This is a genomic window from Paraburkholderia caballeronis (assembly GCF_900104845.1).
GTDB classification, from domain to species: Bacteria; Pseudomonadota; Gammaproteobacteria; order Burkholderiales; family Burkholderiaceae; genus Paraburkholderia; species Paraburkholderia caballeronis.
In genome coordinates this window covers 560,249-577,949 of record NZ_FNSR01000003.1, presented here as the reverse complement: position 1 = coordinate 577,949, position 17,701 = coordinate 560,249, and the positions used below count along the sequence as shown (strand labels likewise).

The following is a 17,701-nucleotide window of genomic DNA, read 5'->3' as shown; positions in this document are numbered from 1 at the left end:
TCCTATCGGCTATAGATGATCGAAACGGCCTTGCCGGCCACGTCCGACGTGTAGTGAGCATGGCGGCAGTCCGGCACCTGGCGCTCGCCGCATTCGCCGCGCAGCTGGCGCACGCATTCGAGCTGGTGCGCCCAGCCCTGCATGTAGCTTTCGGACAGGTGGCCGCCGCCGGTGTTGGTCGGCAGCTTGCCGCCCGGCCCGATCCCTGCTTCGCGCAGGAAACGGCCGGCCTCGCCGACCTCGCAGTAGCCGTAGCCTTCGAGCGCGAGCGGCACGTGCACGGAGAAGCTGTCGTACACCTGGAACAGGTCCATGTCCTGCGGGCCGAATCCCGCCATCTCGTACGCCTGGCGCGCGCAGTCCTGCTGCGCGGACAGATAGAAGTCGGTGAGCCGCGGTTCGAGGCTCGTCGCGCCGCGATTCAGGTCGCGCCGGCCGAGCGCCTCGATGTACACCGGCGGCTTCTTGAAGCGCGCCGCGCGCTCGGCGGTCGTCACGATCAGCGCGACGCCGCCGTCGTTGATCATGCAGTAGTCGTACAGGCGCAGCGGCTCGCAGATGTAGCGCGACTCGCGATACTCGTCGAGCGTGATCGTCTTGCGCATCACCGCGTTCGGGTTCATCGACGACCATGCGCGCTGCGCGACCGCGACGTGCCCGAGATCGAGCGGATCGAAGCCGCGCGCCTCGCAGTAGGCGCGGAACGTCAGCGCATACAGCGCGCCCTGCGACGTGAGCCCCCACGGCGAGTGATACACGTACGACAGGAACGCGTCGCCGCCCATTGCCTGCGGGCCGCCGTACTGGATCTGCGCGGAACGCTGGTCGTTGCCGTACACGAGCGCGATCGTTTCCGCGAGGCCGGCCTGCACCGCCGTCACCGCCTGCGCGACCGACAGCACCGCGTCCGCCTGGTCGCCCCAGCGCGGATCGATGCCGAGCACTTCGGACATCCGCTCGTACGCGGTCGTCGGCCCGACGATCAGCCCGTCGATTTCGCTCTTGTCGATCCCCGCGTCGGCCAGCGCCTCGCGAAACGCAATCGCGCCATAACCGTAGCTGTCCGTCGGCTTTTCGCCGTTGCGCACGCGCTTCCAGTCGCCGACCCAGTCCGAATTGCCGACGCCGACCACCGCCGCCGCCCGGCGCAACGCCTTCGACGGGCTTGCTGCCTTCCACTCGCTCACGAGAACACTCCTTGATCGTTCAGTTCGTCCAGTTGCTTCGCCGACATGCCGAGCAGGCGTCCGAGCACCTCGCGCGTGTGCTCGCCGAGCAGCGGCGGGCGTTCGAGTTCGACCCGTTCGCCGTCGATCAGATACGGCGGCGAATTGAGCAGCACCGCGCCGATTTCCGGGTGCTGCACGTGCTGCCAGTAGTCGCGGTGCGCGAGCTGCGGATCGGCTTCGATCAGCCGGCGCGAATGCGCGACCTCGGCCACCGCGATGTTCTGCGCGCGCAGCGCGTTCACGATGTCGTCGGGTGTCTGCGTCGCGCTCCAGTCGGCGACCGCCGGCTCGATGCGATCGAGCGCGGCAAGGCGGCCGGCCGCGGTCGCGAGCGATGCGTCGGCGGCGAGGTCGGGCCGGCCGATGATCGCCGCGAGCGCGCGCCATTGCGCGTCGTCCGTCACGGCGATCGCGACCCACGCGTCGTCGCCGCGCGCGCGGAAGATGTTGTGCGGCGCATGGCTGCGGCTGCGGTTGCCGATCTGCGGCGGCTCGCGGCCGGTCGCGCTCGCCTCGACGATCGACGGACCGACGAAGTTGATCGTCGATTCGACCTGCGACAGATCGATCTTCATGCCGCGGCCGGTCTTGCGCCGGTGCGCGAGCGCGGCGAGCACCGCGAACGCCGCGTGATACGGATTCGCCGCGTGATCCGGATAGTGCGTGCCGGGGCCGACGGGATCGTCGGGACCATACGCGGTCTGCCACATGATGCTGGTGACCGCGCTGATCGTCATGCCGACGCCGAGCAGGTCCGCGCGCGGGCCGTCCTGGCCGTACATCGGCATCGACAGATAGATGATGTCCGGCTTGATTTCGCGCAGCGCGTCGTAGCTGAAGCCGAAGCGGTCCATCGCGCCGGGGCCGAAGTTGTTCGACACGACGTCCGACTGCGCGACCAGCTCGCGCACGATGCGCTTGCCTTCTTCGGTCTTGAGATTCAGCGACAGGCTCTTCTTGCCGGTGTTGCGCGACGCGAAGTAGCCGCTGCGGTTCAGGCCGAACACGCCGTCCTTGTACGGGCCGGCGGTGCGCACCGAATCGAGCCGCGTCGTGCTCTCGATCTTCAGCACTTCCGCGCCGAAGTCGGAGAACACCTTCGTGCCGAACGGACCTGCGCCGGCCCACGTCAGATCGGTAAAGCGGATGCCCTTCAGAAAATCAGGCTTCATGGAGTCTCCCCTTTTTGTTGAGTCAGGCCGGTTGCGGCTCTTCGGCGCTCGCGGCGGGCTTCAGCTTCCACACCGGCTCGGACATCCGGTAAGGCGCGCCCGGGAACCGCACCGGCACGCCCGCCACGTTCAGTTCCAGCCGTTCGAAGTACGCACGATGCTTCAGTTGCGGGTCCTCCAGCACGTCCGACACCTTCGCCACCGGACCCATCACGATCCTCCGCTTCAGCGCCTCCTGCGTCAGTTCCTCCTGCGTGTACTGCCGCGTGAACGACTCCAGCGTCTCACGGAAGATCCGCTTCGCCTCGCCCGTCAGCCGCCATACGCGGTCCGACCAGCGTTCCTTCGTCAGCTCGTCGCCCGCCGCGTGGCCCGTCTCCACGATCCATGCGACCAGCGCATTCCACGACACCCCGAGCGAACGCGGCGCCGCCAGGAAGATCAAGCCGTCGCGGCACGCGAACATGTCCTCGCTCGCGTCGCGTGTGCCTTCCCCGCCGCGCATCGACACCTTCTTCTCGAAGTCCCACATCTGGATCGAGTTCTGCAGCGAATGCGCGATGCACTCCTGCGCCGACACGTCCACTTCGTGGCCGCGTCCGCTCGCCAGCGTGTCGTACAGCGCGAGCGACGTCGCCGTCGCCGCATAGGCGCCGGTAATCATCGTCGCCTGCACGCCCGGCAGCCGCAGCGGCGCATCGCTCACGCGGCCCGACAGCCACGCGATGCCGCCCGCCGCCTGCAACGTCAGGTCGTTCGCCGGCGCATCCGCCCACGGGCCGCTGCGGCCGAACGGCGACACCGACGTCACCACCGCCGACGGCGCCTGCTGCTTCACCCATGCGAGTTCGTCGTACAGCGGGCCGCCGCGTTCGAGCAGGATCACCTTCGCGTCGTGCGCGAGCGACGCGAACGCAGCCCGCCCTTCGGCCGATGCGAGATCGAGCGTCAGGCTGTCCTTGCCCGCGTTCAGGAATTCGAATTCGTAGATCGCCGGCTCGCGCTGCGTCGCGTCCGCGGCGGTGGCCGCGCGACGGTCCGGCAGGCCGCCCGGCGGCTCGATGCGCGTCACCTGCGCACCCAGATCCCCAAACAGCCGTCCCACATAACGGCCAAGATCCCACGTCAGGTCCAGTATCTGGACACCCTCAAATGGACTGTTCACTGCTCCTCCCTGTACTTTGCACGCACAAAATATAAATTATATTTTGTGCGTGCGCAAGCGATGGGGATGGACGCGCGAATGGCGTGTTATGTCGGTGAAAGACAGGGGGAAAAGATGGACGCGGCAAGCCGCAGCCGATCGCTCAGATTCGTGCGCCCAGCTTCGAACAGATTCCGCGCCAGCCAGGAAGAACCCTGGCGTCGGCTAGCAAGAGCCGAACACCGCGTGTCAACCGGCGACTGACGAGCTACGGGACGATACAGGCATACCTTGCAAGGTCAAAACAAAACGAACTGCGCAGCGTCACTGTGCGGATATCGTCGAATGCGGTTCCAGTTCGGGAAACGAAGCCGAACGCCTCTTGCGGGGCTTCAATTTCAGCGCAGGCTGTTCGATGAGCCGCCAGCTCAGCCACGCGAGCAACGCGCATACCGGCAAGGTTACGCTGCACAGAACCCATGGTCCGATACCGGGTAAATACCAGCTCAGCAGCTTCTGCACGGGAAAACCGTAGAGATACATCCCATACGACAGATCGACCTTGCCCAGCCAGCCGACAGGCGCAATCGATCGCGCCGATGCGATCGCAAATATGAAATAGGACCCGGCGAGCAGAATGCCGACTCGCAGAAAATCGGAGAACAGGAACGACAGATACAGCAGCACTGCCGCGAGCAGCCAGCCGGCCATGCGATAGCGAACATGCGCTCTCAACACGCAATAGCCGGCTCCAACGAGGAACAGCGACGCAAACCACATCATGTTGCCGGAAATCCGGATGGCCTTGATTCCGAACAGGGCATGCTGGGTCACCGCCGGATCGATCATCGCATGCGGCCATCCGACGAATGCAACCAGAGTGGACACGAGCACGGCAAGCGCGGGTTTCCATCTGAATAGTCCGATCAACCCGCAAACCATCGCCAGCAGATAGCAGCGAAACTCGAACGAAATCGTCCACATCGAGCCATTGACGAACGGCGCCGCGGTTCCCGCGAAAACCGGAGGAGTACGCGGATCGCGCAGCGTCAGCAGTTCTACCAGAAACCGTCTGCCGTCGAGTGTGTGGAAGTAGCGCGCCGGGTCCGAACCGAGCGGCCCGACGATGAACACCGAAACGAGCGACGCCACGACGAACGCCGGGTAGATACGCAATGCCCTGCGGGCCAGAAAGCGTCCGATGGAAGGATCGGCGATCCAGCTTTGCGTGATGAGATAACCGCTGATCAGAAAGAACCCGGCGACGGCCAGTGCGCCGAATCCGATCCGATGAACTGCCGACTCCAGAGGATCAGCAAACCCCAGCAGATTGAAACTATGCGCAAAAATCACGAGCGCGGCGAACAGCAATCGGAGCGCATCGAAATTGGCCTGATGCCCCATCCGGTCGGAGCGTGTCATATTTTTCATTGGTCTGGATTTGTCTCGCGAGAACCCCCGCTCGCGAGCGACATTCTAATCGACCAACGTCATCGAGCCGCGCCTCCGCCTGTCCGCCTCGTTCCTTGCGGCCCATCGCTCCCGGCTACGCCCCCGCCCGCGCAGACCGCCGTATCACCTGCGGCGGCTGCCCATACGCGCGCAGAAACGCGCGCCGCATCCGGTCCGGATCGCCGAAGCCGGTATCGCGCGCGATCGTCTCGATCGGATGGCGGCCCGATTCGAGCATCAGCCGCGCGGTCTCCGTGCGCAGATGCTCGATCGCCTTCGCCGGCGTCTGTCCGGTCTCCTCGCGAAACGCGCGGCTGAACTGGCGCGGACTCAGATGCACCGCGTTCGCCAGATCCTCGACGGACAGATCGGTGTGCAGATGGCGCTTCGCATACGTCAGCGCCTTCTGGATGCGGTCCGAGCGCGGCAGGATTTCGAGCAGCGCCGAATGCTGCGACTGCCCGCCGGTGCGGCGGTGATAGACCACCAGCTTCTTCGCGACGAGGCGCGCGATGTCGATGCCCGCGTCGTCCTCGACGAACGCCAGCGCGAGATCGATGCACGCGCTCGCGCCGGCCGACGTCCACACGCCCGCGTCGTGCACGAAGATGCTGTCCTCTTCGAGCTTCGCCTCCGGGAACATGCGCCGGAAGCCCGCCGCATGGAACCAGTGCGTCGCGACCCGCCGGCCGGCCAGCAGACCCGCCTGCGCGAGATGGAACGCGCCGGTGCAGGTCGCGCCGATGCGCCTCGACCGCTGCGCCGACGCCCGCAGGAACGCGATCACGCCCGGCGACGCATCGACCGCGTCGTTGTCGCCGACGACGAGCACCGTGTCGAACGCGTCGCCGCCGAACGCCTGCGTCTTCACCTCGACGCCGGCCGACGCCTCGACCGGGCCGCCGTGCTCCGACAGCAGCACGCATTCGTAGAGCGGCTCCGGCGTCGTCGTGTTCGCGAACTCGAACACCGACACGACCGCCAGATTGATCACCTGAAACCCCGGATACAGCACGATCCCGACACGTAGCATCATTTGCCCCTGCGTCCTGAAACGACGGATTTACGACATTTGAGACGGCCGATTCTACGCTTAAGCTGGCTTCCATGCTCACCGGCCCGCCACGGGCCTTCTCAGGAGAATGCAATGAATGCCGCCGCCCCCCTCGGAACCGCATTGATCACGGGCGCCTCGACCGGAATCGGGGCTGTTTATGCCGACCGCCTCGCCCGCCGCGGTTACGACCTCGTGCTGGTCGCCCGCAGCCAGGACAAGCTCGACCGCCTCGCCGCGCGGCTGACCGCGCAGACGGGCCGCCCGGTGCGGACCGTCGTCGCCGACCTCGCCGCGCCCGACGACCTGCGCCGCGTCGAGCAGTTGATCCGCGTCGACGCGGGCCTGACGATGCTCGTGAACAACGCGGGTTTCGGCTCGGCCGCGCCGCTGCTGGACGCGGATGTCGACGCGATGGAAGCAATGGTCACGCTCAACGTCACCGCGCTCACGCGGCTCACCTACGCGGCCGCGCCGCGCTTCGTCGCGCGCGGCGGCGGCACCATCGTGAACATCGCGTCGATCGTCGCGGTCGCGCCGGAGATCCTGAACGGGGTGTACGGCGGCACGAAGGCGTTCGTGCTCGCGTTCAGCCAGTCGCTGCGTCACGAGCTGGCGTCGAAGGGCGTGCGCGTGCAGGCCGTGCTGCCGGGCGCGATACGGACGGAGTTCTGGGACGTGCTCGGCCATCCGGTCGAGAACCTGCCGCAGCAGATCGTGATGACCGTCGACGACCTCGTCGACGCGGCGCTGGCCGGCCTCGACCAGGGCGAATTCGCGACGCTGCCGTCGCTGCCGGATGCGGCCGACTGGAACGCGTTCGAAGCGGCGCGCGCGGCACTCGGGCCGAACCTGTCGCATACGAAGCCGGCGGCGCGTTATGGGGTTGCCGCCTGACCGGACGCGAACGTACACGCCGCGCCGGCTCGATGATGTGCGTGTCGGGCCGGCGCGGCGACGCGCGGCACGCCGGCGGGACGCCCCGCGCCCCACGCTCGCGAACCCGCCTTCGCGACGCCGGCCCGATGACTGCCCAACGACTGCCACCCGCATTGTCACCAGCCTGCAATGCGCGCTCGCTACCGTAGCACCTCAAATCCCTACGGCATCATTCGCGCGAGTGCAAATAACACGAACTCCCACGCGAGCCGCCTGTGTCGCGGTGCTCGTCAACCTGTCGCTGATGGCGCTCCAGTTGGGTGTCGGGCGAACCGCCGGTGCGCAAGCGATGGTCGCGGACGGCATCCACAGCCTCGTGGACGTCGTCGTCGATTCGGTGATCGCGCTGTCCGTGTGGCTCGCGCATCGCCGCACGGGTCCGCACATCGGCAAGCTGGTCCCGGCCGCGTCCGCGCTCGTCAGCGTGCTGATCGTCGTGACCGGCATCGAGTTTCTGATGAAGGGGTTCTCGTCGGCGTCCGCCGCGGACGACATCGTTCAAGGCCCGATCCGCATCGTCACGTTCGCGATGGCGTTCGCCGCGATCGCGGTGAAGGCCGGGCTCTACTACGGGATGAACGCGGCGGCGATGCGCGCCGCGAGCGCCGGCGGCAACGCGGACAGCACGAACGCGTTGAAGGCCGGCGCATGGCACGCGTGCGTGGATTCGATCTCGGCCGGCGTCGCCGCGATCGGCACCGCCGGCACGCTCGCCGGCTGGCCGGCCGTCGACCGGACCGCCAGCGCGGTCATCGGCGCGATGATCCTCGGCGTCGGTCTGATGCAGTTGAGCCAGCCGCTGCGGCACGGTTATCGTGTCCTGCGCAACCTGTGCGCGCCGCTCAATCATCGCTACGCGCGGTTCTCGAACTGGCTGCTCGAACGTCCGCCCGCAAGATGATGCGCTGGCCGCGCCGCTTCGCTGTCCCCCGCTCGCGAGGCGCATCGCCATTCCATAGCCCTTGTTTATCGCAGCGGTTTGAAATGAGTCTTGGACACGGCCGTGTCATGCGCTCACGATAGGCGCATCGTCACAACGAACCGGATCCTCGCCCCATCGCGATTGCCGCTGAGATTGCCGCTGCATCGGCGGCATCGGATCGGCGCCGGGGTCCGACGCGAACCGCCATGCGCCCCGACTCCGTGCCCGCTGTTGAACGCCCCTGCGATACCGCCGTGCTGCTGATCAATCTCGGCACGCCGGACGCGCCGACGCCGCGCGACGTGCGCCGCTATCTCGCCGAATTCCTGTCCGACCCGCGCGTGGTCGAGATGCCGCAATGGCTGTGGCAGCCGATCCTGCGCGGCTTCGTGCTGCCGTGGCGCAGCCACGCGTCCGCGCGCCGCTACGAGTCGATCTGGCTGCCGAACGGCTCGCCGCTGCGCGTGTACACCGAAGAACAGACCGATGCGCTGCGCGCGTGGTTCGCGCGGCGCGGCATGCGCGTCGAGGTCGCGTTCGCGATGCGCTACGGCACGCCGTCGATCGGCATGGCGATCGACGACCTCGTCGCGCGCGGCATCGAGCGCATCGTGATCCTGCCGATGTATCCGCAATACGCGGCGTCGACGACCGCGACCGCGTTCGACAAGGTGGCCGCCGCGCTCGCGTCGGTCCGCAACCAGCCGGAGATCGCGTTCATCAAGCACTATCACGCGGACGCGCGCTACATCGAGGCCGCGGTCGGGCAGATCCGCCATCACTGGGAGCAGAACGGTTATCCGGACTTCGACGCGGGCGACCGGCTGCTGCTGAGTTTCCACGGCGTGCCGGCGAAGACCGTCGAACAGGGCGATCCGTATTACCGGCAATGCCTCGAAACGGCCGCGCTGATCGGCGACGCGCTGAGCCTCGCCAAAGACCACTACCGTGTGACGTTCCAGTCGCGTTTCGGCCGCGACGAATGGGTCGGCCCGGCGACCGACGGCGCGCTCGCGCAACTGGGCGCAGCCGGCGTCGGGCGCGTGGACGTGTTCTGCCCCGGCTTCACCGCCGACTGCATCGAGACGATCGAGGAGATCGGCATCGAAGGGCGCGACGTGTTCCAGCAATACGGCGGCCATGCGTTTCACCGGATCGACTGCCTGAACGCGTCGCCGTCGTTCGTCGATACGCTCGGCGAACTCGCGCTCGACAAGCTGAACGGATGGCATCGCGGCCGCGCGGACGAGACCGCCGCGCGCGAAGCCGAAGCAATCGCGTGAGGCTCGCCGCAGCGCAGCGCCGTGGCGTTAGCAGAAGACCGCACCGGTTGACCATGCCTGATTCTCGCGATTCGATGCCTGTTTCTACGAACGGTCCGTCATGCGCCGTTCCGGCGGGCATCGAACGCGCCGGCCGCTAAAGTCCGTTCGTCGATCGCCGTAAACCCGGGCTGACGCAGCGCGATTCCGCGCTTGCGCCGGAAGCCGATTCGCGCCAGCGGCCATCGAACGTGTTTTCGTCCCCGCTTCGCGCCGCATCGCGCGTCCGTCCATCACGGGAGCACGAATGTCGATCTCCAGCATCAACGCCGGCGGCTATAACACCAGCGACGCCAACGCGCAGAACCAGGCGGCGCGCAACACCCCGAACGCAAACGACAGCGCCGCCGTCTCGAACAGCGCCCCGGGCGCGGCGGCGCCCGCGACGCCCGCCGCCGCGCCCGAACCGTCGGCGACGGTCACGCTCAGCGCGAACGCGCAGGCGCTCGCGACGCTCGCGTCGCACGGCATCACGGTCGAGCAGGGAAGCATTGCGGATCTCGGCCTGCCGCCCGTGTCGTCGCTGAAAACGCCCGAGGACTGGCAGAAGTTCGGCCAGGCGCTCGCGTCCGCGATTCCGCACTACCCGACCGCGCCGGACGGCACGCCAATCGGCCAGATCTCCGAACAGGACTTCGAGAAGGTCATCGCGAACTTCGGCGGCACGACGGACCAGGCGGATGCGCTGTTCCAGCAACTGGACAGCGACGCGAGCGATTCGGTGTCCCACAGCGAGTTGCTGGACGCGCTCGCGAACACGCGCGATCCGTCGAGCGCGGCCGGCAGCGCGCTGCTGACCGTGATGGACCAGAACCAGGACGGCGCCGTCGACGAGCAGGAATTCGTGAAGCTCGAAACCGCGCTGGTCGAAGCCGAGAAAGCGCCAAAGCAGGCTTCCTGAAAGGCGCGGGAACGACGGACGTGCAGGGTCCGGCGGAACCGGGTATAACTGTCGCCTTCGAAGCGGGTCCCGCGCGCGGCATCGCCGCGCAGCCGCCCGCCATGCCCACACGACGACGAAGATTCCCCGCGTGAAGCCCCGTCAAGAGGAACCGCGCCCGACACCGCCATGGCCACCCACTTCTCCTGCACCCTCTGCGGCAACTGCTGCCGCGACCTGCGCCTGCCGTTGAGCATCGACGAGGCGATCCGCTGGCTCACGCACAGCGGCCGGGTCGAACTGTTCTGCGAAGCGATTCCATGGCCCGAAGAGCCGCCCGCCGACGACCGGCAGGCGCACTACCGGCGCGAGCGTTCGTTCGTCGCGACGAGCGGCGCGCTGCCGGTGCGGGTGGTGGTCACGCTGGTCGCATCGTTCAATGGCCCGTGTCCGAACCTGCAGGCCGACCAGCGTTGCGGCGCATACGAAACGCGGCCGAACGTGTGCCGGATCTATCCGGCCGAAGTGAATCCGTTCGTCGAACTCGATCCGGCCAGCAAGAGTTGTCCGCCCGACGCGTGGACGGCCGATCAACCGGTGTTCATCGACGGCGGACGGCTGGTCGATGCGGAAACGGCCGCGCTGATCGACGTCGCGCGCAGCAACGCCGTGCGCGACGTCGCTGCGAAACAGCATTTATGCGCGCTGCTCGGCTGCCACACCGCGTCGCTCGCGAACGAAGGCTTCGCGATCCATTCGCCGGACCGCGACCGCCTGCTCGCCGCGCTGAACGCGGTTCGCGATGCGGCCTCGACGCCGCAACCGCACACCGTCGCCGCGCCCTGGTCGTTCGTATCGAACCGGCGCGCGACGCTCGACACGCTCACGTCGATCGGCGCGCCGTGCGTGCCGGCCGGCGATACGGCCGCGTTCGACGGCTCGTATCTGAACTTCTTTCCCGCGGACTGACGCTGAACGGCCCAGCGCCCTGTGCATAAGCACCCGGCGCTAGGCCGCCTTCACGCCTCGATTGCCCATTCGAGCCGGCGCGCGCCGATCGGCTGCAACACGCTCTCGCACGCCGGCGCGCCGGTCTTCAGATGCACGACGAGATCGATCGTCGTGGACGGGCGCGTCAACATCAGGCAGGTCGCTTCGCCGCCGCGCACGCGCGTCGCGTGCCACGTCTTCGCGCGCATGCAGAGCCCCTGCCCCGGCGCAATCCCGAATGCGCGCAGCGTCGCGAGGTCCGGCGAGCCGTCGTCCCTCGACGTCGCGACGACGTGCACGACCGGCGCGGTCAGCGGCACGATCGCCTGCTGCGTCAGATGATGGCGCTCCAGCGACGCGACCGTCGCGTCGTCGCTGCGATAGACGACCCACAGCACTTCGGTTTCGCCGGGCGCGCCGGTGTCGAACAGATGCTCGCGCCAGAAGTCCGACGCCGGGCTCGTAAACGCAGGCCCGTCGTCGCACCTCGACACCGGCTTGCCGAGCATCCAGCCATAAGGCGCGCAGCGGTCCATGTCGAGCGGTTCGACGGGAAGCGGAAAAGCAGTCGGCATGAAGAGTCCGTTGAACGTGGAAAAAACGGCATGAACGCGCTCACGCGTGCGGCGCGCGATCGTCGGTCGAAGGAACCTGTGAAAACGCCGGCCCGTGCACGAGGCTGAAGTCGAGCATCACGGCAAGCGCGAGCCGCGTGATCGACTCCGGCAGCAGGCTGTCCGGCGTGCGCCGGTACGCCGCAACGAGCGGCAGCGCGGGCACGCGATGCTCGACCTTCAGCAGGTGCAACTGGCCCGCTTCGAGTTCGCGCATCACGAACGCGGCGGGCAGCACCGCGATGCCGAAGCCGTCGACGACGAGCCGGATGATCGCCGCGACCGACGACAGGCAGTTGATCTGCGCGTCGATCTCGCCGCTCGCCGCGAACAGTCCGCTCAGGAACGCGTGCGGCGGCGAATGGCGCGGAAAACTCAGGATCGGATACGCGGCGAGTTCCGCCTCCGTCAGCGTCTGCCCGGCGAGGTTCAGCGCGGGGCTCGCCATCCAGCACATCGGCAGGCTGCCGAGCGGCACGTTCGACGCGTCCGCGCCCGCCACCGGCGTCGTCTGCAACGCGACGTCGATCTGCCCGTTCGCGAGCAGCACCGCGAGATTCGCGGACGTGTCGCTCGTCAGTTCGAGCGCGAGCTTCGGGTATTCGTCGCGAATCCGCTTGATCAGTTCGGGCAGCCAGGTATGCACGACCGACTCGATCGCGCCGACGCGCAGCAGCCCCGCGATCTTCGAGCGGTCGCCGACGCTCGCGAGCATCGTCTGGTTCAGCTTCAGCATCTGCTCGGCGAACGGCAGTGCCTTGCTGCCGTCCTGCGTCAGCGTGACTTCGCGCGGCCCGCGCTCGAAGAGCCGCACGCCGAGTTCCTGTTCGAGCGCGGAAATGCGGCTCGAAATCGCGGCCTGCGTCGCGTGCAGACGCTCCGCGGTCAGGCGGAAGCTGCGCAGCCTGGCGAGCCACACGAACGTTTCGAGAAAACGGACATTCATTGCGCAGTCGGCCTGCTCGTGGAAAGCGGAAAACGGACCCAGTGTACCGCCGCCGGAAAACCCCGGTGACAAGAAAAACTGCGCGGCGCCGTCAACATTTATTTGTTGGACAGAACCGGGCCACGCGCGAAGACTTGCCAGCGCGGCGCTGCGAACGGCGCTTCGAAACAGCATACGAGGACAGGCGACAATGAAACTGAAGTGCGAAATCGAGCGCGTGGCGGCACCCGGCAGCAGCGCGAACACGGCGCCATGCGAACTGGCGGTCGAGCGCCTCGTGATCGCCGGCTGGGCCGGCCGCGACCGCGACGACGTCGAGCATCACATCCGTGAACTCGAAGCGATCGGCGTGCGCCGGCCCGCGTCGGTGCCGTGCTTCTATCCGCTCGCGGCCGCGCTGCTGACGACCGGCGCGCGGATCGAGACGGTCGGCGCGCAGTCGTCCGGCGAAGTCGAGGTCGTGCTCGTGCAGACCGCGTCGGACGGACTCGTGGTCGGCATCGGCTCCGACCATACCGACCGTCATGTCGAGGCATACGACGTGACCGTGTCGAAGCAGGTCTGCGCGAAGCCGCTCGGCCGCACGCTGTGGCGCTACGACGACGTCGCCGGCCACTGGGACGCGCTCGTCGCGCGCAGCTGGCGCATCGACGCGGACGGCACTCGCGCGCTGTATCAGGAAGGCACCCTCGCGCGGCTGCTGCCGCCGGCCGAACTGATCGCGCGAGGCTTCGGCGGCGCGGTGATGCCCGCCGGCACCGCCCTCTTCTGCGGCACGCAGCCGGTGCTCGGCGCGCTGACGCCGGCCGCCGCGTACGAACTCGAACTGCACGACCCGGTGCTCGCGCGCAGCCTGCGCCATCGCTACGCGGTCGATGCGCTCGCGCACGAGGCATGACGGCGATGCGCACGATCCACACGATCCCTACGATCCGCGCGACGGGCGACGCGCTCGCGCGCGGCGACACGACGTCGGCCGCGCTGACCGAAGCTGGCATCGCGGCAATCGACGACGACCTCGCCCAGCGCCGTGCGACCTACACCGCAGCCGATCCCGCCGCCGCGCGCCACGCGGCGGCGACGAGCGACAGCCTGCGCGCGCGCGGCTACGCGCCGTCGCCGCTGGCCGGTGTGCCGCTGTCGATCAAGGACCTGTTCGACGTGAAAGGCCAGACGACGACCGCCGGCTCGCGCGTGCTGCGCGAAGCGGCCGCCGCGCCGCGCGACGGCGTCGCGATCGCGCGGCTGCGCGAAGCCGGCGCGGTGCTCGCCGCGCGCACCAACATGAGCGAGTTCGCGTTCTCCGGCCTCGGCACGAACCCGCACTACGGCACGCCGGCCAATCCGCTCGATCCCGCGCGGCTCGCGGGCGGGTCGAGTTCGGGCGCAGCGGTGTCGGTCGCGCTCGGCCACGTCGCGGGCGCGCTCGGCACCGACACCGGCGGCTCGCTGCGGATTCCGGCCGCGTTCTGCGGCCTCGTCGGCTTCAAGCCGACCGCGCGCCGCGTGCCGCTCGACGGCGTGCTGCCGCTCGCGACGTCGTTCGACACGGTCGGCCCGATCGCACGCAGCGTCGATTGCTGCGCGCTGATCGACGCGATCGTGTCCGGCGCGACGCTCGACAGCGCCGCGCGTCCGCTCGACGGCCTGCGCTTCGGCGTGACGCCGGACTACGTCGGCGACGATCTCGACGCAACGGTCCGCGTCGCGTTCGAACGCGCGCTGGGCCTGCTGCGCGACGCGGGCGCGACGATCGAATACTTCGCGTTCCCCGAACTGGCCGACACCGCGCGCGACACGCCGCTCGCGGGCATCACCGCGGCCGAGGCGTGGGCGTGGCATCGTCCGCACGTCGCGCGCGCGGCGGCCGATTACGACCCGCGCGTGCTCCAGCGGCTCAAGACCGGCGAGCAGCGCAGCGCGGCCGACTACCTCGATCTGCTCGCCGCGCGGCGGCGGCTCGCGCACGCCGCGCGCATGAGGCTCGCGAAGTTCGACGCGTGGCTGATGCCGACCGTCGCGATCGCGCCGCCATTGATCGTGGACGTCGAGCGCGACGACGCACGTTTTTTCGCGTTGAACGCGAAGGCGCTGCGCAATACGGCGGTCGTCAACTTCATCGACGGCTGCGCGATCAGCGTGCCGTGCCATCGTGACGGCGAACTGCCGGTCGGGCTGTCGGTATGCCGGCTCGCGCTCGACGACGCGCGGGTGCTGTCGATCGGGCGCAGTGTCGAGGCGCTGTTGCGGGGGCTGGGCTGATCCATGTGGCAAGATACGTCCCAAATCGAATAATGAACGTCGACGGATCTCATGGATTGACCGCCGGCACATGACGGGGCGGCAATGACTAAAACAACAGAACGATTTGCCACGCTCGACGGCATCCGGGCCGTCGCGGCGGTGCTGGTCGTAACCCTGCATGCCCCGAAGCTGTTTTCGTGGCTGCCGGCGCTCACCAACGTCTATCTCGCCGTCGATCTGTTCTTTTGCCTGAGCGGATTCGTGATCGCGCGGACCTATCGAGACCGGCTGGTCAGCGGTGCGCTGACGCCCGGCCGATTCATCGCCGGCAGGGCGATACGGTTCTATCCGCTGTATGCGCTGGGGCTTTTGCTCGGGCTCGTGCCGACGCTGACGGCGCTGCTCACGCACGGCATGTCGTCTGTCGCGATGGGAGCCGGCCTCGTCACCGCGCTCGCCGGCTTCCTGTATCTGCCGTCGCCGCTTCATCCGCGCGTTTTCCCGCTTGATTTGCCTGCGTGGTCGCTGGCATCGGAGCTTGTTGTCAATGCCGTCTATGCGGCGCTCGCATGCCGACGCTCCCGCATGGGTCTCGCCCTGCTATTCGTGCTGGCCGCAGTCGAGGTCGGTCTGTACGCGCACCACGCCGGAAACCTGGACGGCGGATGGGAATGGCCGTCCATCACCGTCGGCCCGGCGCGCGCGGCGCGCGCGGCGCTATCGTTTTCCATCGGGATATTTCTCGAACGACACACTCGCGGCAGCCATTTCCGCAGCAACGCGCTCGCGCTCCTGCCTGTGCTTGTCGTACCTGCGCTCCTGCTCTCGAAGCCGTCGTTCGTTCCGCCGTCTGTCTATCCGCTCGCCGTCGTCGGGATCGCGGTTCCCGCATTGATCTTCGCAGCCGCGCATGTCGAGCCGCACGGCGTTGTGCGTACCGCGTTTCTGGCAGGCGGCCGGCTGTCCTACGGCGTGTACATCATTCATTCGCCACTGGCGTTGTTATGGAACTTCTTGCCCGCGCCGCCTCGACACACTGCTGCTGCGGCGTTCGCCTTCGTTGCGGGCGTGGCGATACTCGTATGGCTGCTGGAGCGGTACTACGTGCCGTACGCACGCAACGCGCTGAACGCGCTTTACGCGGCACTCGCCACGCGTCGAAGCCGCACGCCCACGACGCAGTCTGCCGCCGGCAATTGACGCCCTTCCGGGAAGAAAAAACACGCCGCCGCGAAAGAACGGCCAGAAAAAAGAAAACCTCCACGTGTTTGCATGAGCCATGCAAGGGCGGAAAACCGTTGCGACACAAGGCTCGACACCGGAACAGCCAATAACGTTTTCTTATCGCCGCCGAACAGAATTAGTCGTTGGACGCCGAATATCGGCGGCCGAATACTGGTTTTCATCCGCATCGCGCTCCCTGCGATGCGAACGGTTCCGGCCGGCGTGATCGCGCTCCACCCCGCGTTTTACCCCGCTTTTTCCCGGCCTTTTCGCTTTCTTCCGCCATCATCGAAAAGAGGTCTGCCCGTGAAGCATCCTCCCCGTCCGCTCCGCCCGACCAGCGTCTGCGTCGCGGCCGCCGCGTACTGCGCGCTCGCCGCTAGCGCCACGTCCGCGCTCGCCGCCGATCCTTCCGTCGTCCTGATCGGCCATGCGGCGCCGCTCACCGGCCCGCTCGCGAACATGGGCAAGGACAGCGAGAACGCCGCGCGCCTCGCGATCGACGAGATCAACAGCCAGCATCCGGTGATCGACGGCAAGCCGGTGCAGTTCAGGCTCGATTCGCAGGACGACGCCGCCGACCCGCGCACCGGCACGCAGGTCGCGCAGCGGCTCGTTGACGACGGCGTCGTCGCGGTCGTCGGCGACATCAACTCGGGCGTGTCGATTCCGGCCGCGCGCGTGTACAGCGACGCGAACGTCGTGCAGGTCTCGCAGGGTTCGACGAACCCCGCGTTCACGCTGCAAGGCTTCAAGACGACGTACCGCGTCGTCGCGACCGACGCGCTGCAGGGGCCGGCGCTCGCGCGCTACGCGCTCGGCACGCTGCACGCGAAGCGGATCGCGGTGATCGACGATGCGACCGCGTACGGCCAGGGGCTCGCGGACCAGTTCGCGAAGGCGGTGCAGGCGGGCGGCGGCACGGTGATCGCGCGCGAGGCGACGAACGACAAGGCGACCGACTTCCGCGCGATTCTCACGAAGATCAAGGGACTGCGCCCGGACGCGATCATGTACGGCGGCTCGGATGCGACGGCGGGACCGCTCGCGAAGCAGGCCGCGAATCTCGGCATCGCCACCCGCATTCTCGGCGGCGACGGCGCGTGCACGACGAAGATGATCGATCTGGCCGGCGACGCGATCGGCAACATCGTGTGCTCGGAAGCGGGGCTCGCGCTGTCGAAAATGCCGCGCGGCGCGGAGTTCGAAAAACACTACGTCGATCGTTACAAGATGCCGATCGACTCGTATGCGCCGTTCGCCTACGACGCGGTGTACGTGCTGTACGACGCGATGAGGCGGGCCAATTCGACGGACCGCAGCCGGATCGTCGCCGCGATGCCCGGCACGCAGTACGACGGCGTGATCGGCCGCATCGCGTTCGACGCGCACGGCGACCTGAAGGACGCGGCGATCACGATCTACCGGTTCAAGAATCGCACCAAGACGGTCGCGGACGTGATCCAGATGTGACGCGGCAGTTCAGCGGCGCCGCGAACGCCGCGGCACCGCGCACTTAACATCACGTTATGCGCCGACGATAAAAATGCATACGACGACAAAAACATT

At 67.7% G+C, this 17,701-nt stretch carries 16 protein-coding genes; 9 read left to right on the top strand and 7 right to left on the bottom strand.

Features of this window, described 5'->3' with window-relative positions; all coding sequences use genetic code 11:
- Window positions 1–2 precede the first annotated feature (2 nt).
- The 5 genes from BLV92_RS32985 to BLV92_RS29285 form a co-directional block, all read right to left on the bottom strand.
- Window positions 3–1,187 (bottom strand): thiolase family protein, encoded by a 1,185-nt coding sequence (locus tag BLV92_RS32985; RefSeq protein WP_090552463.1) that lies wholly within the window; start codon window positions 1,185–1,187, stop codon window positions 3–5.
- Window positions 1,184–2,401, bottom strand: a complete 1,218-nt coding sequence (locus BLV92_RS29300; RefSeq protein WP_090552460.1) for a CaiB/BaiF CoA transferase family protein — start codon at window positions 2,399–2,401, stop codon at window positions 1,184–1,186. The genes BLV92_RS32985 and BLV92_RS29300 overlap by 4 nt, the downstream gene beginning before the upstream one ends.
- Before the next feature lie 22 nt (window positions 2,402–2,423).
- Window positions 2,424–3,566 (bottom strand): CoA transferase, encoded by a 1,143-nt coding sequence (locus tag BLV92_RS29295; protein WP_166676921.1) that lies wholly within the window; start codon window positions 3,564–3,566, stop codon window positions 2,424–2,426.
- A gap of 303 nt (window positions 3,567–3,869) precedes the next feature.
- The gene (locus tag BLV92_RS29290) at window positions 3,870–4,967 is read right to left on the bottom strand and encodes an acyltransferase family protein (RefSeq protein WP_167627161.1); all 1,098 of its coding nucleotides are present in this window, start codon (window positions 4,965–4,967) and stop codon (window positions 3,870–3,872) included.
- Between the two features lie 124 nt (window positions 4,968–5,091).
- Window positions 5,092–6,030: a GlxA family transcriptional regulator gene (locus BLV92_RS29285; protein ID WP_090553153.1), complete on the bottom strand. Its 939-nt coding sequence runs from the start codon at window positions 6,028–6,030 to the stop codon at window positions 5,092–5,094.
- A 114-nt stretch (window positions 6,031–6,144) separates the two neighbouring features.
- On the opposite strand from BLV92_RS29285, the gene BLV92_RS29280 reads away from it, so the two are divergent.
- From BLV92_RS29280 to BLV92_RS29260, 5 genes are all read left to right on the top strand, one after another.
- Entirely contained in the window at window positions 6,145–6,948 is an 804-nt protein-coding gene (locus BLV92_RS29280) for an SDR family NAD(P)-dependent oxidoreductase (protein WP_090552452.1), read from the top strand.
- A 223-nt stretch (window positions 6,949–7,171) separates the two neighbouring features.
- Complete coding sequence (locus tag BLV92_RS29275) at window positions 7,172–7,891, top strand: cation efflux transmembrane domain-containing protein (protein WP_167627160.1); 720 nt, start codon at window positions 7,172–7,174, stop codon at window positions 7,889–7,891.
- Between the two features lie 227 nt (window positions 7,892–8,118).
- On the top strand, window positions 8,119–9,195 hold the full coding sequence (hemH, locus tag BLV92_RS29270; RefSeq protein ID WP_090552448.1) for a ferrochelatase: 1,077 nt from the start codon (window positions 8,119–8,121) through the stop codon (window positions 9,193–9,195).
- A gap of 286 nt (window positions 9,196–9,481) precedes the next feature.
- Entirely contained in the window at window positions 9,482–10,135 is a 654-nt protein-coding gene (locus BLV92_RS29265; protein WP_090552445.1) for an EF-hand domain-containing protein, read from the top strand.
- A 168-nt stretch (window positions 10,136–10,303) separates the two neighbouring features.
- Window positions 10,304–11,083: a YkgJ family cysteine cluster protein gene (locus BLV92_RS29260; protein WP_090552444.1), complete on the top strand. Its 780-nt coding sequence runs from the start codon at window positions 10,304–10,306 to the stop codon at window positions 11,081–11,083.
- 50 nt (window positions 11,084–11,133) lie between these two features.
- On the opposite strand, the gene BLV92_RS29255 is transcribed toward BLV92_RS29260, so the two are convergent.
- Window positions 11,134–11,679, bottom strand: a complete 546-nt coding sequence (locus BLV92_RS29255; protein ID WP_090552441.1) for an ureidoglycolate lyase — start codon at window positions 11,677–11,679, stop codon at window positions 11,134–11,136.
- Between the two features lie 40 nt (window positions 11,680–11,719).
- A complete protein-coding gene (locus BLV92_RS29250; protein WP_090552440.1) occupies window positions 11,720–12,664 on the bottom strand; it encodes a LysR family transcriptional regulator in 945 nt (314 codons plus the stop codon).
- A 190-nt stretch (window positions 12,665–12,854) separates the two neighbouring features.
- Here BLV92_RS29250 and BLV92_RS29245 point away from each other — a divergent pair, with 190 nt between their 5' ends.
- The 4 genes from BLV92_RS29245 to BLV92_RS29230 all read left to right on the top strand — a co-directional run bounded on the left by BLV92_RS29245 (window position 12,855) and on the right by BLV92_RS29230 (window position 17,605).
- Window positions 12,855–13,562 (top strand): DUF2848 domain-containing protein, encoded by a 708-nt coding sequence (locus tag BLV92_RS29245; RefSeq protein WP_090552437.1) that lies wholly within the window; start codon window positions 12,855–12,857, stop codon window positions 13,560–13,562.
- Window positions 13,563–13,567: 5 nt separating this feature from the next.
- Window positions 13,568–14,926 (top strand): amidase, encoded by a 1,359-nt coding sequence (locus BLV92_RS29240; protein ID WP_167627159.1) that lies wholly within the window; start codon window positions 13,568–13,570, stop codon window positions 14,924–14,926.
- Between the two features lie 84 nt (window positions 14,927–15,010).
- Window positions 15,011–16,108 carry an acyltransferase family protein gene (locus BLV92_RS29235; RefSeq protein WP_090552436.1) on the top strand — a complete coding sequence of 366 codons (1,098 nt, stop codon included), beginning with the start codon at window positions 15,011–15,013 and terminating at the stop codon, window positions 16,106–16,108.
- A 330-nt stretch (window positions 16,109–16,438) separates the two neighbouring features.
- A complete protein-coding gene (locus tag BLV92_RS29230; RefSeq protein WP_244283970.1) occupies window positions 16,439–17,605 on the top strand; it encodes a branched-chain amino acid ABC transporter substrate-binding protein in 1,167 nt (388 codons plus the stop codon).
- The last annotated feature ends 96 nt before the right edge of the window (window positions 17,606–17,701 follow it).